Origin of the sequence: Pseudomonas sp. NBRC 111143 (assembly GCF_001320965.1) — a bacterium.
GTDB classification, from domain to species: Bacteria; Pseudomonadota; Gammaproteobacteria; order Pseudomonadales; family Pseudomonadaceae; genus Aquipseudomonas; species Aquipseudomonas machongensis.
The window spans coordinates 1-17,507 of sequence record NZ_BCBT01000085.1 but is presented as its reverse complement, the minus strand read 5'-3'; the positions used below and the strand labels follow the sequence as shown (position 1 = coordinate 17,507).

16 protein-coding genes and 6 pseudogenes are annotated in these 17,507 nt (G+C 56.3%); 9 read left to right on the top strand and 13 right to left on the bottom strand.

Annotation, left to right across the window (positions count from 1 at the left end; genetic code table 11):
- Positions 1 to 355 precede the first annotated feature (355 nt).
- Entirely contained in the window at positions 356 to 1,543 is a 1,188-nt protein-coding gene (locus APH44_RS27950; RefSeq protein ID WP_082430672.1) for a diguanylate cyclase, read from the bottom strand.
- A 261-nt stretch (positions 1,544 to 1,804) separates the two neighbouring features.
- On the opposite strand from APH44_RS27950, the gene APH44_RS30550 reads away from it, so the two are divergent.
- Complete coding sequence (locus APH44_RS30550; RefSeq protein ID WP_078481484.1) at positions 1,805 to 1,972, top strand: flagellin; 168 nt, start codon at positions 1,805 to 1,807, stop codon at positions 1,970 to 1,972.
- A 105-nt stretch (positions 1,973 to 2,077) separates the two neighbouring features.
- On the opposite strand, the pseudogene APH44_RS27945 reads toward APH44_RS30550, so the two are convergent.
- The 4 genes and pseudogenes from APH44_RS27945 to APH44_RS27935 all read right to left on the bottom strand — a co-directional run.
- Positions 2,078 to 2,336: pseudogene (locus APH44_RS27945) on the bottom strand (Tn3 family transposase); the annotation flags it as partial.
- A 20-nt stretch (positions 2,337 to 2,356) separates the two neighbouring features.
- Positions 2,357 to 2,713: pseudogene (locus tag APH44_RS30865) on the bottom strand (methyl-accepting chemotaxis protein); the annotation flags it as partial.
- A gap of 189 nt (positions 2,714 to 2,902) precedes the next feature.
- Positions 2,903 to 3,817 (bottom strand): annotated as a pseudogene (locus APH44_RS30860) (PAS domain-containing protein); the annotation flags it as partial.
- Between the two features lie 886 nt (positions 3,818 to 4,703).
- Positions 4,704 to 5,546, bottom strand: a complete 843-nt coding sequence (locus tag APH44_RS27935) for an AraC family transcriptional regulator (protein WP_049275859.1) — start codon at positions 5,544 to 5,546, stop codon at positions 4,704 to 4,706.
- A 117-nt stretch (positions 5,547 to 5,663) separates the two neighbouring features.
- Between APH44_RS27935 and APH44_RS27930 the strand changes: the two genes are divergently transcribed.
- Positions 5,664 to 6,197 (top strand): carboxymuconolactone decarboxylase family protein, encoded by a 534-nt coding sequence (locus APH44_RS27930; RefSeq protein ID WP_054895545.1) that lies wholly within the window; start codon positions 5,664 to 5,666, stop codon positions 6,195 to 6,197.
- Positions 6,198 to 6,322: 125 nt separating this feature from the next.
- On the opposite strand, the gene APH44_RS27925 is transcribed toward APH44_RS27930, so the two are convergent.
- Positions 6,323 to 7,306: an IS5-like element IS2000 family transposase gene (locus APH44_RS27925; protein ID WP_082430670.1), complete on the bottom strand. Its 984-nt coding sequence runs from the start codon at positions 7,304 to 7,306 to the stop codon at positions 6,323 to 6,325.
- 108 nt (positions 7,307 to 7,414) lie between these two features.
- Here APH44_RS27925 and APH44_RS27920 point away from each other — a divergent pair.
- The 3 genes and pseudogenes from APH44_RS27920 (at position 7,415) to APH44_RS30260 (ending at position 8,637) form a co-directional block, all read left to right on the top strand.
- A pseudogene (locus APH44_RS27920) lies at positions 7,415 to 7,963 on the top strand (cytochrome P460 family protein).
- A gap of 28 nt (positions 7,964 to 7,991) precedes the next feature.
- The gene (locus APH44_RS30535; RefSeq protein ID WP_077203601.1) at positions 7,992 to 8,522 is read left to right on the top strand and encodes a uracil-DNA glycosylase family protein; all 531 of its coding nucleotides are present in this window, start codon (positions 7,992 to 7,994) and stop codon (positions 8,520 to 8,522) included.
- Positions 8,425 to 8,637 carry a hypothetical protein gene (locus APH44_RS30260; RefSeq protein ID WP_223866296.1) on the top strand — a complete coding sequence of 71 codons (213 nt, stop codon included), beginning with the start codon at positions 8,425 to 8,427 and terminating at the stop codon, positions 8,635 to 8,637. The genes APH44_RS30535 and APH44_RS30260 overlap by 98 nt, the downstream gene beginning before the upstream one ends.
- A gap of 183 nt (positions 8,638 to 8,820) precedes the next feature.
- Here APH44_RS30260 and APH44_RS27910 read toward each other — a convergent pair whose 3' ends face one another.
- Positions 8,821 to 9,705 carry a LysR family transcriptional regulator gene (locus APH44_RS27910; protein ID WP_003465017.1) on the bottom strand — a complete coding sequence of 295 codons (885 nt, stop codon included), beginning with the start codon at positions 9,703 to 9,705 and terminating at the stop codon, positions 8,821 to 8,823.
- A 114-nt stretch (positions 9,706 to 9,819) separates the two neighbouring features.
- On the opposite strand from APH44_RS27910, the gene argC reads away from it, so the two are divergent.
- From argC to APH44_RS27895, 4 genes and pseudogenes are all read left to right on the top strand, one after another.
- A complete protein-coding gene (gene argC, locus APH44_RS27905) occupies positions 9,820 to 10,749 on the top strand; it encodes an N-acetyl-gamma-glutamyl-phosphate reductase (RefSeq protein ID WP_049275860.1) in 930 nt (309 codons plus the stop codon).
- 413 nt (positions 10,750 to 11,162) lie between these two features.
- Positions 11,163 to 11,318, top strand: a pseudogene (locus tag APH44_RS30530) (OmpA family protein); the annotation flags it as partial.
- 414 nt (positions 11,319 to 11,732) lie between these two features.
- On the top strand, positions 11,733 to 12,359 hold the full coding sequence (locus tag APH44_RS27900; RefSeq protein ID WP_003465024.1) for a DNA methyltransferase: 627 nt from the start codon (positions 11,733 to 11,735) through the stop codon (positions 12,357 to 12,359).
- A gap of 24 nt (positions 12,360 to 12,383) precedes the next feature.
- A complete protein-coding gene (locus tag APH44_RS27895; protein ID WP_003465026.1) occupies positions 12,384 to 13,412 on the top strand; it encodes an IS30 family transposase in 1,029 nt (342 codons plus the stop codon).
- On the opposite strand, the gene APH44_RS29970 is transcribed toward APH44_RS27895, so the two are convergent.
- From APH44_RS29970 to APH44_RS27875, 6 genes and pseudogenes are all read right to left on the bottom strand, one after another.
- Positions 13,401 to 13,661, bottom strand: a complete 261-nt coding sequence (locus APH44_RS29970) for a hypothetical protein (RefSeq protein ID WP_047296649.1) — start codon at positions 13,659 to 13,661, stop codon at positions 13,401 to 13,403. The two genes, APH44_RS27895 and APH44_RS29970, sit on opposite strands and share 12 nt — an antisense overlap.
- Before the next feature lie 41 nt (positions 13,662 to 13,702).
- Positions 13,703 to 14,074, bottom strand: coding sequence for a hypothetical protein (locus APH44_RS29965; RefSeq protein ID WP_052959448.1), 372 nt, complete (start codon positions 14,072 to 14,074; stop codon positions 13,703 to 13,705).
- A 400-nt stretch (positions 14,075 to 14,474) separates the two neighbouring features.
- Complete coding sequence (locus APH44_RS27890; RefSeq protein WP_054895543.1) at positions 14,475 to 14,951, bottom strand: DM13 domain-containing protein; 477 nt, start codon at positions 14,949 to 14,951, stop codon at positions 14,475 to 14,477.
- Between the two features lie 154 nt (positions 14,952 to 15,105).
- Positions 15,106 to 15,342 (bottom strand): annotated as a pseudogene (locus APH44_RS27885) (IS3 family transposase); the annotation flags it as partial.
- Between the two features lie 387 nt (positions 15,343 to 15,729).
- Positions 15,730 to 16,533 carry an IS21-like element ISPst3 family helper ATPase IstB gene (gene istB, locus APH44_RS27880; RefSeq protein WP_054882055.1) on the bottom strand — a complete coding sequence of 268 codons (804 nt, stop codon included), beginning with the start codon at positions 16,531 to 16,533 and terminating at the stop codon, positions 15,730 to 15,732.
- Positions 16,526 to 17,507, bottom strand: a 982-nt coding sequence (locus APH44_RS27875) for an IS21 family transposase (protein WP_054895542.1), incomplete at its 5' end; no start/stop codon positions are given. The genes istB and APH44_RS27875, both read right to left, overlap by 8 nt.

Here is a 17,507-nt window from a genome sequence, read left to right as displayed (position 1 = left end):
TCTGCTTGCGCTTGCCGGCGTACTCAAAGTCGGAAAAGCTCATCTGGCTCATGGGCGGCTCGGATCAGGTGTTGCGGGGATTCTCGCATAACTGAAGGCTTGTTCGGAGATTCCCCAAAGGACCGCTTTTTGGCCGATAGCAGCCGATAGTGAACGCTGCATTCGGCCAAAAAGCGGACTGATATGCTCTATTTTTGCTTGCCTCACTATTAGGCTTTGAACTCTCAGGGGAAAATGGGCTTTCTCAGTTCCCGATCCCGTCATACTGGGCAGCAGCTTCCGTAATGGTGATAGCAGCGGAGGCTGCCACCTTGACCGTGAAGGCGATTGTCGTGGTGGCGGGCGGTATTGTGCGCTATGAGTCAGCGATACTTTTCGCATCATTTTTAGCGTAGTCAAAGACAACCTGGTTGCGACCACGGCGTTTGGCTTCAAACAAAGCATCATCTGCCAGTTTGAGTAGTGCCTGGAAACCTGAGCTATTGTGTTTGTAGCTGCAAGTGGCACCAATACTGATGGTTAAGTTGACCTGATTACCCTCAATAACACGGGCTCGAAGTTCAACTTTTTGACGCAAGCGTTCAGCAATTGCTCGTGCTTCTGCTTCAGTGGTGTCGGTCATCACAATAGCGAATTCTTCCCCGCCCATACGACCAATAAAATCGGTTTTGCGCAACTCTATTTCCAGTGCACGGGCGACCTGTTTTAGTGCTGCGTCACCAACGGCATGACCAAAGGTGTCATTGATGGATTTAAAATTATCCAAATCGAGCATCATAATTATCACCGACGAGCTGCCAGTGGCCTTTGCCATATAGGCGGAGGATTTACGTAAAAAATGGCGACGGTTGGGTAGCTGTGTCAGTTCATCTCTGTTTGCTTGCAACATAAGATTTTGTTCACGATGAACAAATAACAGCAACGGCAACAGCATACTGGCAATGGTTGTCAGCAGTAGGTGGCTGATGAGTGTTAGCTTTAAGTAGAGTTCTATGTGGCGCGTTAGCGGAAGCTGCCATTGATCTATATAGAGTGTAATTTCTGCAAACATGGCTAGCGCATGCAGCAGCAAAACGCCCTGCAATAGCCTGGATATAATGCGCTGCATTGTATTTAAATTAAGCAGCGCAATACACCAAAAGCATGCCAGTGCTATCGCTGCTGCCGTTAGGATCGGCGCGCTGTATGACAACTTATAAGTAAAAAACAAGAGCGTGGCGTAAACCGCAAAAATACTACCAAGCATTTTTGTCGGCAAGGCTGTTTCGGTACCACGAAAAAAACGCAGCAAACCGGTTGCAATCAGAATGGGTGGTAGGGCTAGTAAACTGTGGGCAAGCCAGACACTGATAATAGGGGTAACTTGATACAGGCGAGACACCGCAAGCAGGCTGGCAAAAATAAAAATAATGCATGACGCAGCCCAATGGTTAAACGCGGGCTGGGCTATATTTAACCTAGCTAACAACAACATATAACCTGCGACAATTCCGTTTATGGTCAGTGTAAGTGGCGTAAGTATGGCTAAGTCTATATCAGGCATAATTTTCTGCTAAACAAAAATAATTAAGTATGTGCCCGTAAAGCCAAAATTGGCCGGCACTTCTAGTTGTTAGCCAAAATTAATAATTATGTTTCAATTGGTATGCGTGTATCGGGCATCAGTAAATCGACTAATCACTTTTGCCGAAAAAACTTTCAAGTGTTTTGCCATTGGCCAGTCTATCAATCAGAATTTGGATACGGGCGCTGAGCCAGCGCTTATGCGGACAGTGTAGCCTGCGGGATAATGTAGCTGCTATTGATGTCAGCACCGCGTCAAGTGAGCAGAGCGCCTTGGGGGCATGACGCAATCAGCAACCTGGATAGTCAGCGTGCTCAGCTTGGTGTGGTGCAAAATCGTTTGGAAAACATCATCGCGAACCTGCAAAAAAAATCGGCGAGAACGGCTCGGCGGCACGCAGCCGGTTAGCGACTACTGCTCTGGCTAGCCATCCTTGTCCTCCCACACGTGGAGGACTTGCCATGAACATCATCGCTTCCTGGGGTGCCCGCAGAATTCGGAAAAAATCGTACGCTAAGGTTTTCCGGGCAATCGTAGCGGCCTGAACTTCCCGACCTCCAGCCTGCGGCTCTGCCGCCAGACGTAATCGCCAGTCAGGTTGATGTGCTCCCAGCCCAGCGGCAACAGGTATTGCAGCAGCTCGCCGCCCACCGACTTGCCTCGACCAGCCCCAAGTGATGCGCTCCAGATACATCGTGTTCCATAGCACGATGGCCGTCACCAAGTTTGGGCTTCTGGCTCTGTAGCGCTGCGGCTCGAAGTTCCGATCCTGATTTTGCCTAAAACTGGACACTAGCTATTGTCTTTGAACAACGTCGATACGGTACGGGCAACATGGTCTGCACCGTCACTGATTTCACGCATAATAGTTGTTACAGTTGCGATCTGATCGTTGTTTTCTTCGGCGCTTCTAGCGATGCTGTTCATATCTATATTCAGTTGCTGAGTAAGCTTTCCGTTAGCAGTTACCACATTCTGGATTTCCACGGTGGCACTGCTAGTTCGAGCTGCCAACTGACGAACCTCGTCGGCTACTACAGCAAAGCCTCGGCCCATTTCACCCGCTCGGGCAGCTTCAATTGCGGCGTTAAGTGCTAGTAAGTTAGTTTGTTCTGCCACGCCTTGGATGGTGGTAACAATTTTCTCGATATCTTTAGCCTGAGCATTTAGCTGTGTAATCAAAATAACCGCACCGTTTATTAAATTAAGTGTGCTCTGAGATAATTCAATTGAACTAGCAAGGGACTCCATGCCCCGCACGGAAATTTGAGATGTCTCCTCGGCGGTGGTGAAGGAAAGCTCTGCGGCTTGACGGATTTCATCAGCCTTATGCTTCTGCGAGCTGACGTCGGTGGCAAATTTTAACACTTTCACAACCTGGCCGGCTTCATCAACGACGGGGTTGTAGGTGGCCTCAAGATAGATGGTCTCTCCCGATGCGGTCTTGCGCTCAAATTGCCCGCTGAAAAAAGTTCCTCCCTTTAAACTCTGCCAAAAATTTGTATTTTCTTGATAAAAATTATCGAAACAGAACATTCGGTGGTGTCGACCCTTGATATCGCTGAGGCGATAACCCATAGCACGGAGGAAATTCTCATTTGCATGCAGAATGTCACCGTTAGGTGTGAACTCGATCTCCGCCATCGAGCGGGAGATGGCTGCATGGACGGCTCTTAGTGAGAGTAACTCGTTTTCTCTCTGAGTGACATCTGAGCCAATCTTAGGCTCTGTACGAAAAGTCTTGAGACGCAGGTCAGGCAAGGCGAAAACAGCCGAGGAACGGCCGGGGTCGCGCCCGACTGTACTGGAGTACATGAGCATTCCCAGGCTGTTTTCAACGCAGCATGAACAAGTATCAAGGCTTTTCGTACAGAGCCTAATGATTTCAATAACTTTTCCATCTTGATTTTGAACTGGAATATAAGTAGCCTCAATCAATATTAAGTTACCGTCTTTGCGCAGCCGCCTAAATAAACTTGATAGAGGATGGCCGTCAGCCAATTTCTGCCAGAAGCGCGAATAATCAGCTGTGCTAGCATAATTCTTTTCGCAGAAAATTCTGTGGTGCTGCCCTGCTATTTCTTCGAGTTTGTAACCAAGCATCTCTAGAAAGATATTGCTCGCATAGATTACGCTCCCGTCTGGCCTGAATCTGATTTCCGCGACATTTCGATTTATTGAATCAAGCTGCCACTGTAGTTCTGAGAGCTTATTTTCTGTGTCCAGCAGTTGTTTGTTTTTATTGAAAAACATAATCATTACCTTTGTGCAAATAAAATAATACTTGGGGCCTAATTTATACTGTATCGGTTAGCGCAACCGCTTCTTGAGAGCATAGCTCTTTATAGTTGGTAAATTAGCGATTTGCAGCCATGTGTCATATTGAGCTATGCCCTAACTGGGCGTCAGGCCGGAACCTTGGGCAGTGTCAGAATAGGGCCGATTCCAGCATTTTCTGACGACTCGCCTGCAACCTCTAGGGCCTCAACCTGACAGGCCGCACGCTTAGCGTACGATTTTGTCCGTTTTCTCTATCGTCCCCTCCATGCCCGACGGACGGTCGCCGGCCCGCCCTGGTCGAAGGCCGCCCCACTCGGCCCGGCGAGGCCCGGCCAAGGTTGGACAGTTGCAGCGGCCAAAATCGCCCCCTGCGGCCTCCTGGGCGCGTTTCTGGTGCCAAGGTAGGCTTGCCCCCTGACTGACAGCTTCCGCGTTGTGTGGGCGATTCTGGAGGCTCTGACGCTGCTCCGGTTGCAGCGCTCCCGCCCCCTCTTTGGCGTTCAACCTGTCGTTTTCAGAAGACGGCTGCACTGAACGTCAGAAGCCGACTGCACTATAGCAGCGGAGGGGTTGGATCCATCAGGCAACGACGGGCTGCTGCCGGCCAATAGCCGACAATGACGACACTGGAAATCCCCGCCTGTGAGCGTCGGCTCAGGGCGGGACAGCGTCATCCAGCTACCTGCGCCACTGACTCAGCCTTGTCCAGCCGGCCGCGCCGCACGAACAGACTGACCAGCCGTTGACGGATCGCCACCTGGAGTTCCGCCAGTTGTTCCGGCGTGATGCGAATTTCACCCGCTCGACGAGCGCAACACCGGCGCCGCCTACGCCAAGAACCGGCGAATCGAACTCAAACTCACGAACCGCTGAGCGCCGCGTCACCGCGCTGCTGCGCCAGCCAGTCGCGCGGGGCGCAGCCCATGCGCACGCGGAAGGCGCGCGCCAGAGCGTTCGGGCTGCCGTAGCCGACGCGGTCGGCCACCACCGCCACCGGCCGCCCCTGCTTGAGCAGGGTGCAACTGACGTTCATCCGCCAGTCGGCCAGATAGTCGCCCGGCGTGACGCCCACCGCGTCCTTGAACGCGGCGGCGAAGCGCGCGCGTGACATGCCCGCCTTCGCCGCCAGCGCCTCGAGCGACCACGCGGTCTGCGGCGCATCGTGCATGGCGGTTATGGCGCGCGCGAGTTTCGGGTCGGCCAGGCCCGCCAGCAGTCCGGTGGCGCCAAGCCGCCCATCCATCAGATAACGCAGCAACTGGATCAGTAGCAACTCGCACAAGCGGTCGATGGCGGCCTGCCGACCGCACTGGTCGCGCTCGGCTTCGGCAAACAGCAACTCTAGCGTCGGCCCGAGGCCGGGCAAGTCCGCCAACGGAATCAGCAGCATCGACGGCAAGGCCATGGCCAACGGATTGCCCGTCGAAGCGCCCAGGTCGACCTCCGCACACAACCGCTCAGCGGTATCGCCGGGGGCGGCGACAAAACGATGCGACGCCACGCGCGGATAAAACAGCAGGCTCGGCTCGGTAACCAGCAGATCTTCATGCACGGGCGAACGCACCGTAATCGGGCCGCGCCGCACCAGATGGATATAGCCATGCGGCGCCGCGTAATGATGCTGCCCACAGAAGGCGCCGCTGTGAAAAACGCGCGCCGAAAGCGAGTAGTGCCGGAGCAAGCCGGCCAGTCGATCCGCCATTCCACTCTCCATATAAGACGATAGGTTACGTATTTGATACTTTACGTGCCATATCGTACCAAACAAAGGGCGATCATGCCCACGTGCTCTTGCACCTCACCCACTACGGAGATAGACATGACCCAAATCGCCCCCCTGACCATCGACACCGCTGACGCCGCTACCGCTGCCACACTCAAGGCCGTCAAAGCCAAGCTTGGCATGGTGCCGAACCTGTTCGCCACGCTGGCCCACGCGCCGGCGGCGCTCAATGGCTACCTCGGCTTGTCCGAAACGCTGGGCACCGGCCGCCTGAATGCCTCCCAGCGCGAGATCGTTGCGCTCGCTGCCGGTCAAGCCAATCGCTGCCAGTATTGCCTGAGCGCACACACCCTGATCGGCAAAGGTGCCGGACTGTCGGCAGAGGCCATCGCCGCGGCCCGCACCGGCCAGGCGACCAACGCACTTGACGATGCAATCGCCGGCTTTGCCCGCGCGCTGGTCGAGCAACGCGGCGTGGTGTCGGCCGACGCCATGGCCAACTACCGCCGCGCGGGGCTCGACGACGGCCTGATACTGGAAGTGATCGCCAACGTCGCGCTGAACACGCTCACCAACTACACCAACCACATCGCCGACACCACGGTGGATTTCCCCGTGGTCGCCGTCTGATCTCCATAGGGAAACTCCGAACAAGTTGCTCATCAGTCGAAAATGGGCAGCTTAGGGATGCCGAAAAGCCCGATTTTCAGTCGCTGATTATTGGATAACCAAGGCAAAGCCTTGGTTATCTGGACTCACGGGCGCACCTCTCCCGCAGCAGGCAATAATTGCCGGCGCACCATCCACAGATTCGACAGGGCAAACAGCGTGGTCAGTTGCGCCGTGTTCTTGGCCAAGCCACGAAAACGAGTCTTCACATAGCCGAACTGGCGTTTGACCACCCGGAACGGGTGCTCCACCTTCGCACGCACTTGTGCCTTGGCCTTTTCGATCTTGCGCTTGGCTTGGTAGAGCACGCTGCGTTTGCTCAAGTGCTTGTAGGTGCTGCGGCGGGCAGCGACCTGCCATATCACCTGCCGTCCCTCGTGTTCTGGCCGCTTTTCCAAGCCTGTGTAACCCGCATCCGCACACACGACATTCTCTTCGCCATGCAATAGCTGAGCGACCTCCGTCACGTCAGCTACGTTCGCGGCGGTACCATGAACGTGATGCACCAGACCCGATTCAGCATCCGCGCCGATGTGGGCCTTCATGCCGAAATAGTACTGGTTGCCCTTCTTCGTTTGATGCATTTCAGGATCGCGCTTGCCTTCCTTGTTCTTGGTCGAACTGGGCGCGTGGATGATGGTAGCGTCGACAATGGTGCCCTGGCGCAACGACAGGCCCTTGTCTTGCAGGTAATTGTTGATGGTTTCCAGAATGCCGGCCGCCAACTGATGCTTCTCCAGCAGGTGCCGGAAGTTCATGATCGTCGTGTCTTCGGGGATCGGAGCGCTGAGCGTCAGACGAGCGAACTGGCGCATCGAAGTGATCTCGTACAGCGCCTCTTCCATGGCGGGATCGCTCAAAGAGAACCAATTCTGCAGCAGGTGAATGCGCAGCATGGTTTCCAGAGGATAAGGCTTGCGGCCACCGCCAGCCTTTGGGTAGTGAGGCTCGATCAACGCCACCAGTCCACTCCACGGAACCACCTGTTCCATCTCGGCCAGGAAACGCTCGCGACGGGTTTGCTTGTGCTTACCGGCGTACTCGAAATCGGAAAAGCTCATCTGGCTCATGGGATGGCGGACTTGTAGAAGGCAGTTGGACGGAGGGCTATTTCAGCACAGGTCAGATGGCCTGTGCTGACTTGATCGGAGAATCCATAGGCATATAAGGAGAACACGATGAAAATCGCACTCACCGGCGCTCTGCTCGCCAGCGCCCTCGTCCTGCCACTGGCCGTCACGGCCGGCGACTTTTCGCCCTATGTGGACAGCCAGGGCGGCATCAGCCGCCCCACAGACTTCCGCACAAACTTCGTCCACCTGGGCTCATATGCGGTGTTGGACGAAAAATCCGCCTCTCGCGGCTTGCACGATGTGTACACCGAAAAGGCCTCGGCCGAGCACTACCGCAAGACCGGCAAGTTCTTGGACGGCGCCACGCTGGTGAAAGAGATCCGCAAGCTCGAAACCAGCGCCATGACCACTGGCAACCCTGTGGTCTGGGGTTCCGATGCGGCCGTGTGGTTCGTGATGGTCTAGGACGCCAAAGGCCGTTTCGCCAGCAACCCCTTGTGGGGCGACGGCTGGGGCTGGGCGCTGTTCAAGGCCGACGCCCCCGCCAAGAATGTCGCCGTCAGCTACGAAGCCGACTGCATGGGCTGCCATGTGCCGGCGGCCAAGACCGACCGCGTATTCATCCAGGGCTATCCGACACTGACCCAGCACTGACTTGCTGCCGGGTTACGCTTCGCGCAGGATGGCACCTCCGTCCTGCGCGAGCCACCCTTTCCGGAAGCGCGCCATGCCGACACTCGACGCCTTTCTGACCGACGTCCGCGCCTGCACGCGCTGCGCACCGCATCTGCCACACGGCGTGCAGCCGGTCTTCCAGTTTCACCCGAGTGCGCCCATCCTCATCGCCGGCCAAGCACCGGGGGCCCGGGTCCATGCCTCAGGCGTGCCCTTCGACGACGCCAGCGGCGCGCGTCTGCGCGCCTGGCTGGGCGTGGACCGCGACACCTTCTACGACCCTACCCGCATCGCCATTCTGCCCATGGGCTTCTGTTATCCGGGCACCGGCAAAAGCGGTGACCTGCCGCTACGCCCGGAGTGCGCCCCCCGCCTGGCGCGAAGCCTTCATGCAGCGTTTCGAGCGCCTGTCGCTGGTCATCGTGCTGGGCAGCTACGCCATGGACTACCACCTCGGTACTGGCAAGACGCCGCTCACCCGGGTGGTCGAAGCCTGGCGCGAGCACTGGCCGCAAGCGTTCCCCCTGCCTCACCCTAGCCCGCGCAACAATCGCTGGCTGGTGCGCAACCCCTGGTTCCAACAAGACGTGCTGCCCGCGCTGCAAGCACGCGTCCAGGCAGTCCTCACCGCCAACCCCAAGGAAACCCCATGACCGACGACACCGCCGCCATTACCGAGCTGCTGCACAAGTACTACGACACCCTGGCCTGGGCGAACGGAGACAGGCACCGGCTTTGGAGCGATGAACGACGGCTTCAGGTGCGGTAGCTGACGCCTGGGACCTCAATCACCGTATGACCGGGTCGAAAGCGGTCCTTTCTCTGACAACATCGCCCTAGCCCGCACTCAACCCCCACAACACATCCAGCACATGTTGCGTAGGCCGCTCGACGTCCCCACCACGGTGGGCAATACCAAGTTGACGCCACAATAAGGGCTGTAATGGCCGCATGACGATCCTGGTATCGGGCAATGGCGTGGAGGCTTCATGCGGCAACAACGTCGCACCATAACCGGCCGCCACTAGGCTTTTGATCGCATCGTTGTAGTTCAGTTGAATACGCGGCGTGGGCTGCCGTCCATCACTGGCGAACCACTCCGAGGTCAAGCGCGAAAGCCGAGTAGTTTTGTCATTCAGAATTAATGGCTGGGCGGCCAGCCAACCGGGGGTCACAACATCCGGGCATTCCCAGCGAGCCGGCAAGAAGGCCATGACCGGGTCCCGCCGCCATGGCTCGATCCGCAATTCCTTCACCGGGGTCTGTGGCAGCGCGACCAGACCGATCTCCAAAGAGCCCTCGGCAAGCTTCTTCAAAGTTTCCTGCGACGTGAGCACCGCGACCTGCACATCGATAGCGGGGTGGCGTTGGCCCAACGTCTCCAAAGCTTGCGGCATCAACTGTGCGATGGCCCCTGTGGAGGCACCCAGCCGCACACGCCCGGCCAAGCCCTGCACCTGACGCTCCACGTCCTCAAGCGCCTGCTCCGCATCCGCCAACAGGCGCCGCGCGCGCTCCACCAGCGTTTCTCCAATCGCCGAAGGCTGAATGCGCCCACGTGTGCGCGACAACAGCTTTCCGCCAACCCGCGACTCCAGGTCGGCAATATGCAAACTGACCGTGGGTGGCGCGAGGTGCAGCACACGGGCCGCCTCGGCAAACGAACCCAGGTCGGCAATGGCCACCAACGTGCGCAGACGGTCCAGGCTGATTTCGCGCATGAGTCACTCCTTGTTCAGAAAAGCTGAATTTCATCGTTTAGAAATTCAACTTTTCCTATCTTAGCCCCTCACTGAAGATTGGAACTCCTGATTTCCTATGTCCGAGAGCATTCCATGGCAAGTCCTCTTATATTCATCGACGGCGACCAAGGCACCACCGGGTTGCAAATCCATCAACGTCTACGCGACCGGACCGATCTGCGGCTTATCACGCTCAGCCCCGAACATCGCAAGGATCCGCAACGTCGCGCCGAAATCATCAACGCCTGCGACATCGCGATTCTCTGCTTGCCCGACCAAGCCGCACGCGACGCTGTAGCGAGCATCGAAAACCCCGCCGTTCGGGTGATCGATGCGAGTTCGGCGCACCGCACCCATCTAGACTGGACCTATGGTTTCGCGGAGATGAACTCGCAGCAGGCCCAACGCATCGCCACGGCACGGCGGGTCAGCAATCCCGGTTGCTATCCCACGGGGGCGATAGGGCTGCTGCGCCCATTGCTGGAGGCCGGGTTGCTGCCCAGGGACTATCCGACGAACATTCATGCTGTGTCGGGCTATTCCGGAAAAGGGCGCGTTGGCGTGCAAGAGCATGAGGGAGAGGGCGCATCACAGGCGCCCGCGTTTCAGGTTTATGGTCTGGGGCTGGCACACAAACATATTCCGGAGATTCAGCAGCAAAGCGGTCTGATGGAGCGGCCGATGTTTGTGCCGGCTTATGGGGCTTTTCGGCAGGGGATCGTGCTGACCATACCGTTGCAACTTCGCTTGTTGGCGCCGGGCGTGGATGCGGTGCGGTTGCATGCGTGTCTTATGCAGCACTACGTCGATGCGGACCATGTACAGGTGATGTCGATGCAGGAGGCCAAAGGGTTGACGTGCCTTGATCCTCAGGCGCTTAACGGGACTGATAGTTTGCGATTGGTGGTGTGTGAAAATGATGAGACGGGGCAGGTTTTGTTGGCTGCGGTGTTTGACAATCTTGGGAAGGGAGCCGCTGGAGCGGCGGTGCAGAATCTGGATTTGATGGTTGCAGGAACATGACTCCGACTACCCACTGGCTCTAGAGTCTATGGCTCGAATTTTCGAGCGGTTGTTTCCTCTCTGTTTATGGCCTGGCATCGACGGCATTAAACGAGTCGAAAACAGAATCTACGCGTGTCAGCAGTTTGCAATCCAGTCAGGCTTTGAAGTTAAACGGTCGTCCACGACAGGCAGCAATCGGCCAACAGCGGCCGTTTTAGAGTAGGGAAAATAAATCCCCTTTTCTGCTGTCTACGCTTCGCAGCGCCGGTTACCCGGTCACCACGCAAGACTCGCTTCCGGTCGGTGGCTAACCTTTACCGGGCGGGGGTCATACCCGCTGGGTTTCTTACGCCATTTCGTGACGGCTTGCGCCGTCATTCCCAGGCGACCAAGCTTTGCCTGGCGCACATAAATCAGTCCCCTTTTTCTCTTTGCGCAGCAATGGCGTCGATCCTTCGCGCCTGCAAACCTTTGGTGCAGGCTCCAGCTCGCCCATTGCCCCCAACGACACCGCCGAGGGTCGCGCCCAAAATCGCCGCGTTGAAATCAAACTGGTGCCCCGTAGCGGCGCTGTAGCTCAAGGGTAATGGTGCCTTGGTGCTCTTTTCGTCGGATGCCCAGCTATCTTTTAATGGGTTACGGGCGATTTGCAGTGGGCTCCAAAACCTGGCCTCAGGAGGTGCAAGCTCCCGTGGCACCGGCTTTGGACTGGGCAGACCAATACGCCGGCCCATAAGCCCATAAGGATCCCGGCCTCGGCCGGGTTCTTTATGCCCGCTTCGCGGGCTTGAGCCCAGAAGGGAGCGGCGTGCGCCGGATTCGCATCTGCCAGCCAGTACGCAGCCCGTTTGGAACTCAGTTGATCCGTCTTTTTCAACGGTTTAACAGCCAAATCAATACGTTCACAAGTACACTCGCCACCCTAGGGATGGTGAAGCATCCACGAGCGGTACTAGAATTTTCAGCTTTTCGGTGCCGCCGCACGAATTCAAGGGGCAAGCATGGATTACGAACAACTGCCGAGGGCCGCCTTGGTCCGTATGCTGCAGGAGCATGATGCGGCGCTTGCCGATGCTGGCAAGAATGGCATCGTTATGAGTTACACCGGGCGGGCTGCTCCCTGGCAGATCATCCGCCAGGTCAAGCCGAAGCTGCATCGTATTATCAAGAAAGTATCCTTTGGAGAGGAAACCGCCCAGTCAGAGAATGAGATCTGGGACGGTGAAAACCTTTCTGCGATGGTCACGCTCTATAAATATCGTGGTCAAGTTGATCTTGTAGTAACAGACCCGCCGTACAACACCGGCGAGGACTTCCGCTATAACGACAAGTGGGACAAGGATCCAAACGATCCAGATCTCGGCGATGTAGTTCCTAAAGATGATGGGTCCAAGCACAGCAAATGGTTGCGCTTCATGACACCCAGAATCTGGATGATGCGTGAGATGCTAACCCCAGGCGGGGTTATGGCTATCTGTATTGATCATAGGGAACTATTTAGACTTGGCATGCTCATGGACGAAATCTTCGGCGAAGAGAATCGCATTGGCATAATCAATTGGCAGAAAAGCTATTCACCTCGCAGTGATAATAAGGGGGCGGCGGCGAAAACTGAGTGCAACACCTGACCTTTCCGGTACGGTGCTGTCCCTATGTCTTATTCCGAACTCAGCGTTGAAGAGCGCGCCACCATTCAAATCGGTCATGCCCAAGGTTTCAGCCTGCGCGGGATTGCCTGCTTGATCAACCGATCCCCTTCGACCATCAGCCGGGAGCTGCGCCGCAATCGAGATGCCTGTGGCGGCTACTCGGCCCGCGTGGCCCAGCAGCAGATGCAGGCCCGCCGTCAGGTGTGTCGACCGAAGCAAAAGCTGTTGCCGGGTAGCGAGCGCTTCGAATTGGTGGCGCATATGCTGCGTGAGCGTTTGTCTCCCGAGCAGATTGCCGGCAAGCTGCGCAGCATGAATATTCCCAGCCTCAGAGATGCCTACGTCTGTCGCGAGACGATCTATAACGCGATCTATGCCTTGCCAGTCGGCGAGCTGCGTAAAGAGCTGATCATCTGCCTGCGCCAAAGCAAGACGATGCGCAGGCCGCGCTCTGGCGGCGTGGATCGGCGCGGTCAGATCCCTGAGAGGGTCAGTATTCATGTACGTCCGCCGGAGATCGAAGACCGACTGATGCCAGGGCATTGGGAAGGCGACCTGATCAAGGGCAAGGCCAACGCCTCGTCTGTAGGTACGCTGGTGGAGCGCACCAGTGGCTACCTGATGCTGGTGAAGATGAACGACGCGACGGCGACCTCGGCGATGGAAGGCTTCAGTGCAGCGCTCAATGGCATGCCGCTGGCGATGCGCAAGAGCATGACCTACGACCAGGGCCGAGAAATGGCGCGGCATGCTGAAATCACCCAGCAGACCGGGGTGGCGATTTACTTCTGCGACCCGCACAGCCCTTGGCAGCGCGGCAGTAACGAAAACATCAATGGCCTGATCCGCCAGTACCTGCCCAAGGGCACGGACTTGTCGGTGCATAGCCAGGAGGAACTGGATGCCATCGCACTGCAACTGAACATGCGCCCCCGTAAGCGCTTCGACTTCAAGTGTCCGATCGAGGTTATGGACGAGGTGATGCAGGAAGCTATGGCTATGCGGCATGATGCTCCAGCTTCAATTCAATAACCGTGTTGCACTCAGCTCCTGTAACCGCCCTGTGTAATTTCTTACATTGGCTCTATAGTGTGCATAATTTTTATGGAATGAATTGAGTATTTCTATAACCTTATCCAGCTGCAGTTGTTTTTTAGTGATATGAAGTTTTTTGGTCTCTGCCGAAGTATTGGTCAGCGCGACGAGATAGCCAAACATTCCAGCGATCAACGCTCCCATACCAATTTTCACGGCATCCGAGGCAATATTTATCCACTCCACGCTCCCTCCATTGCGCTTATCACGCCAGCTATTTTTGACACTTAGTCCATGCTTGGAGTACTGGCATGTCTTCCTATATGACCATCAGGCCCTCGCGCGCAAACACACATCCGAGACAGGCCTGCATCGGAGTAACATACGAGGGTTGTTTGCGCTTCAATGCGGTTTTCTTTTAAGTAACTTTCTTTAATCGGCCTGATCCACTGTTCGCGCCCATCCACATCGGTTGTTTCCAGAAGCACCTCATCTTCTTGTAGATCAAAGTGTTTGTGCAGTAGTGCCACGCCAAATCTGTCTATGCAGTTGTGCTTTTTCAATATTTCAAATATTTCATTTAGACATGGCAGGTCCTCATCGTCTATGGGTCTAACATTGTCGATATGGTTAATTTCACCCCACAGTAAAGAAATCATTTTATTTATCTCCACTATGAACGTTTAACTAGCGAAATGTTACAGATTTAATAGGGGTCTTAGTCTGCGAATCTTCATGGGAGACGGGACTAATCAGAGCCCTCGCTCTTGGATAACATTAGACGCTCGCGCGCAAAATTCCACCCATTCCGATAAGGCGGCGTATAGAGCCTTAGCGGCATCTGAGGTTGGCGCGTACTTATCTCTGTCGCAAGCCCATCTGGTGAACCGCTTCAGGGTATGCAGGCATCGTAGTCAGTGTCTGAGGGTCGGTTGAGGTCAATTTTGACTTCAAGAATCTAGACGTGGAGGGGAGGCCTCATGCCCGGCAAGACTTTAATTTCCATTGGCATGAGGCGCATGTTATTCGTGAACAGGCAAGATCCAAGTTTAAGCTTGTTTACTGATATTTTGCGGAGCCGATGAACTTAGAGAAATGCTCGCACCATATTTGGACCGTTGTAAACTCGTTGACGTTGACGCTTGCAGGAATGGTTTTCTTGAAATTCCCGAAGTTTTTCAATTCGCCAATCAGAATTGCTTCTTTCTTTATGTCCAAAAACGATTCTTTGTCGGTGGCTTGTTTCTTTGTCAGGTAAATTTTGTAGTCTGGACCAGGTGCTACATCACCTTTAAATACAATTTCGTTATCCGTAACAAAAAGTTGTCCATTCGCCCAGTGAAGGGCGTCGCTGCCTTTCTGACCTTTCTTGAACTCTCCGCTATACTTTGCCACCTTTTGCACTTCTTCAATTTCGGCGATGGTGGCGTTTTCTTGTGCTGTCAAAATCGGAAGTATATAGATCCCTAGCCCAACTCCCGCGCCAAACAGAGCCAGGTGGGACGCGAGCAGAATTATTTTTAATTGCTTTTTCATGGGTTGCCTCATACAGTGAGTTATTTGGTGTGTCCATCACAATCCATTAGTTCGAACAGGGTGCGGTATGTGCTGATAGCGATATTGTTAGTGGGGTGCTAGCTTAGCTACCATGACGGCATTTTTCAAGGTAGTTGTCGCGTCAACCGTCTAACTATGCCGCCATTTTCTCGTTCTGTTGCTCTCGATCCTGGTTCAACAACACGGTGCCGATCGGTTCCCAGTTACGCGTCCGGCCTGACCACCGCTCCGGTTTGTTTTCCTTGGCTCGTTCGTACAACTCATGTCGCCGGGCCAAGACCTGATGGTCCAGCCCTCGATGCCGCTCAGCCGGTGTGACGAACCGGATGCGGCTATGTCGGTGCTCGTTGTTGTACCACCGCATAAAATTGGTTCTTCGCGGAGTCTGGGGGAAGAGCGAGTTGACAGTCAGGGAAGCAGGTAAATTGGCAGTCGCCAAACACACCCTTCACCTGTCCCTGCTGTCGCCGTGCATCCTATTGATCTTGCCGCTTTCTGGCCAGGCTACGACGCCGTTACCTGTCGCCCATCTACCGATAACACCCTCCTCATTGAGCTTGAACTGTTGGCGCTGATGGAAAATTGACCCACCCTGCCGATTGAAATTTGACCCAGGGCGGATTGCTGATTTTGTTACCAGCAACTGTGGATAAGTCTACCAGCGCAGCTGCTGTTGCCCCCACTCCTTCGCTAGCCCAGTTCAGTTGTTTAAGACCTGCCACACGCAGCCATGTAGCAGGCCGTCGTCGCCATGAAATCAGAACGGCTCATCGTCCTCCGGTTCCTGGCCGCCCTTACGCTTTCGCTCCCGTGATTTGATCTTGGCCTGGGCCGCCAAGCTGCTGTGTTGCAGGCGATAGGACTCGTTACCGGTTTCGACGATGTGGCAGTGGTGGGTCAGCCGATCCAGCAGGGCGGTGGTCATCTTGGCGTCGCCGAACACGCTCGACCATTCGGCGAAGCTCAGGTTGGTGGTGATCACCACGCTGGTGTGCTCGTACAGTTTGGACAGCAGGTGAAATAACAGCGCGCCACCGGCCTGACTGAAGGGCAGATACCCCAGCTCGTCGAGGATGACCAGATCCATGCGCAGCAGTGCCTGAGCGATCCGCCCGGCTTTGCCGTCGTGTTTTTCGCGCTCCAGCAGATTGACCAGATCGACCGTGGAGTAGAAGCGCACGCGCTTGCCATGCCGGGTGATGCCGGACACGGCCAGTGCGGTGGCCAGGTGGGTTTTGCCGGTGCCTGGGCCGCCGATCAGCACCACGTTCTGCGCGGTGTCGGTAAAGCTCAGATTGGCCAGCTCGCTGATCAAGCGAGCGTCGGCGCTGGAGGCGCTGAAGTCGAAGCCGGCCAGATCGCGGTGCATCGGCAGCTTGGCCATGTTCATCTGGTGGCTCACCGAGCGCATGGCACGATCCGTGTGCTCCTGTTCCAGCAGGTGTTCAAGCAACCACTTGGACGAGGCTGTGTTCGACTCACCCTGCACAGTTAACTCCGCCCAGGCAGTGGCCATGCCGTGCAGGCGCAGTTCCTTGAGTTCCGCCATCAAATCACGCATGACCGATCTCCTCGGTCTGGCCACGCAGGCGGTCGTAGCGCGCCGTGTTGGCGACGGGGGCTTCCTTGAGCGACAAGTGGGTTTCGACGCTGGGCGGCGGTTCGGATGCTGTCAGCCGTGCCACGACATTGAGGATGTGTTCGGCGCTCAGGCTGCCGCTCTCCAGTACCAGCTCAACGGCTACCAGCACGGCATCGAGCCCAGCCACTGGTGCGGCAGCCAAGACTTGCACCATGATCCGATCACCGCCGGCATGACGTTTCAGTCCGTGCTTGAGCTGACGCAGCGGCGCTGGCAGATCAGCAAAGGGCGCTCCGTTGCGCAGCGCGCCGGGCTTGCGCTCAATCAGCGGGATGTAGTGCTGCCAGTCGTAGCTGACCTGGTCGCGATCCAGCAAACGCGCATGGCTGGCAATCAGCGCATCATCGGCCACCACCTCGATGCGGGTCGGATACAAACGGCTGCTGACCCACTTACCGGCGTACTCACAAGGCACCGAGTAGCGGTTACGCCCGACGCTGACCAGGCAGGTACTGGAAACCCGCGCAGGCCGTTCGACGTAACCGTCGAAGGCCGCGGGCATAGGCATCAGTTCGGCGCGCTCCAACTCCAGCACCTCGGCCACACTGAGCCCGCTGTATTGCGGGTGCGTCAGCTCGTTCCAAAGCGCGCGGCAGCGCTGGCCCAGCCAGGCATTGAGTTCCTCGAAGGAGTGAAAATGGCAGTCCTGGGCGTCTAGCCAGATGCGCCTGCGGCTGTCTTGCACGTTCTTTTCAACGATGCCCTTTTCCCAACCAGCGGCGACGTTGCAGAAGTCTGGATCGAACAGGTAGTGCGCGCACATCACCGCAAAACGCGCATTCACCGTGCGGCCTTTGCCCTTATTGACCCTGTCGACGGCGGTCTTCATGTTGTCGTAGATGCCTCGGCGCGGCACGCCGCCAAAGGCGCCGAACGAGCGTGTATGGGCGTCG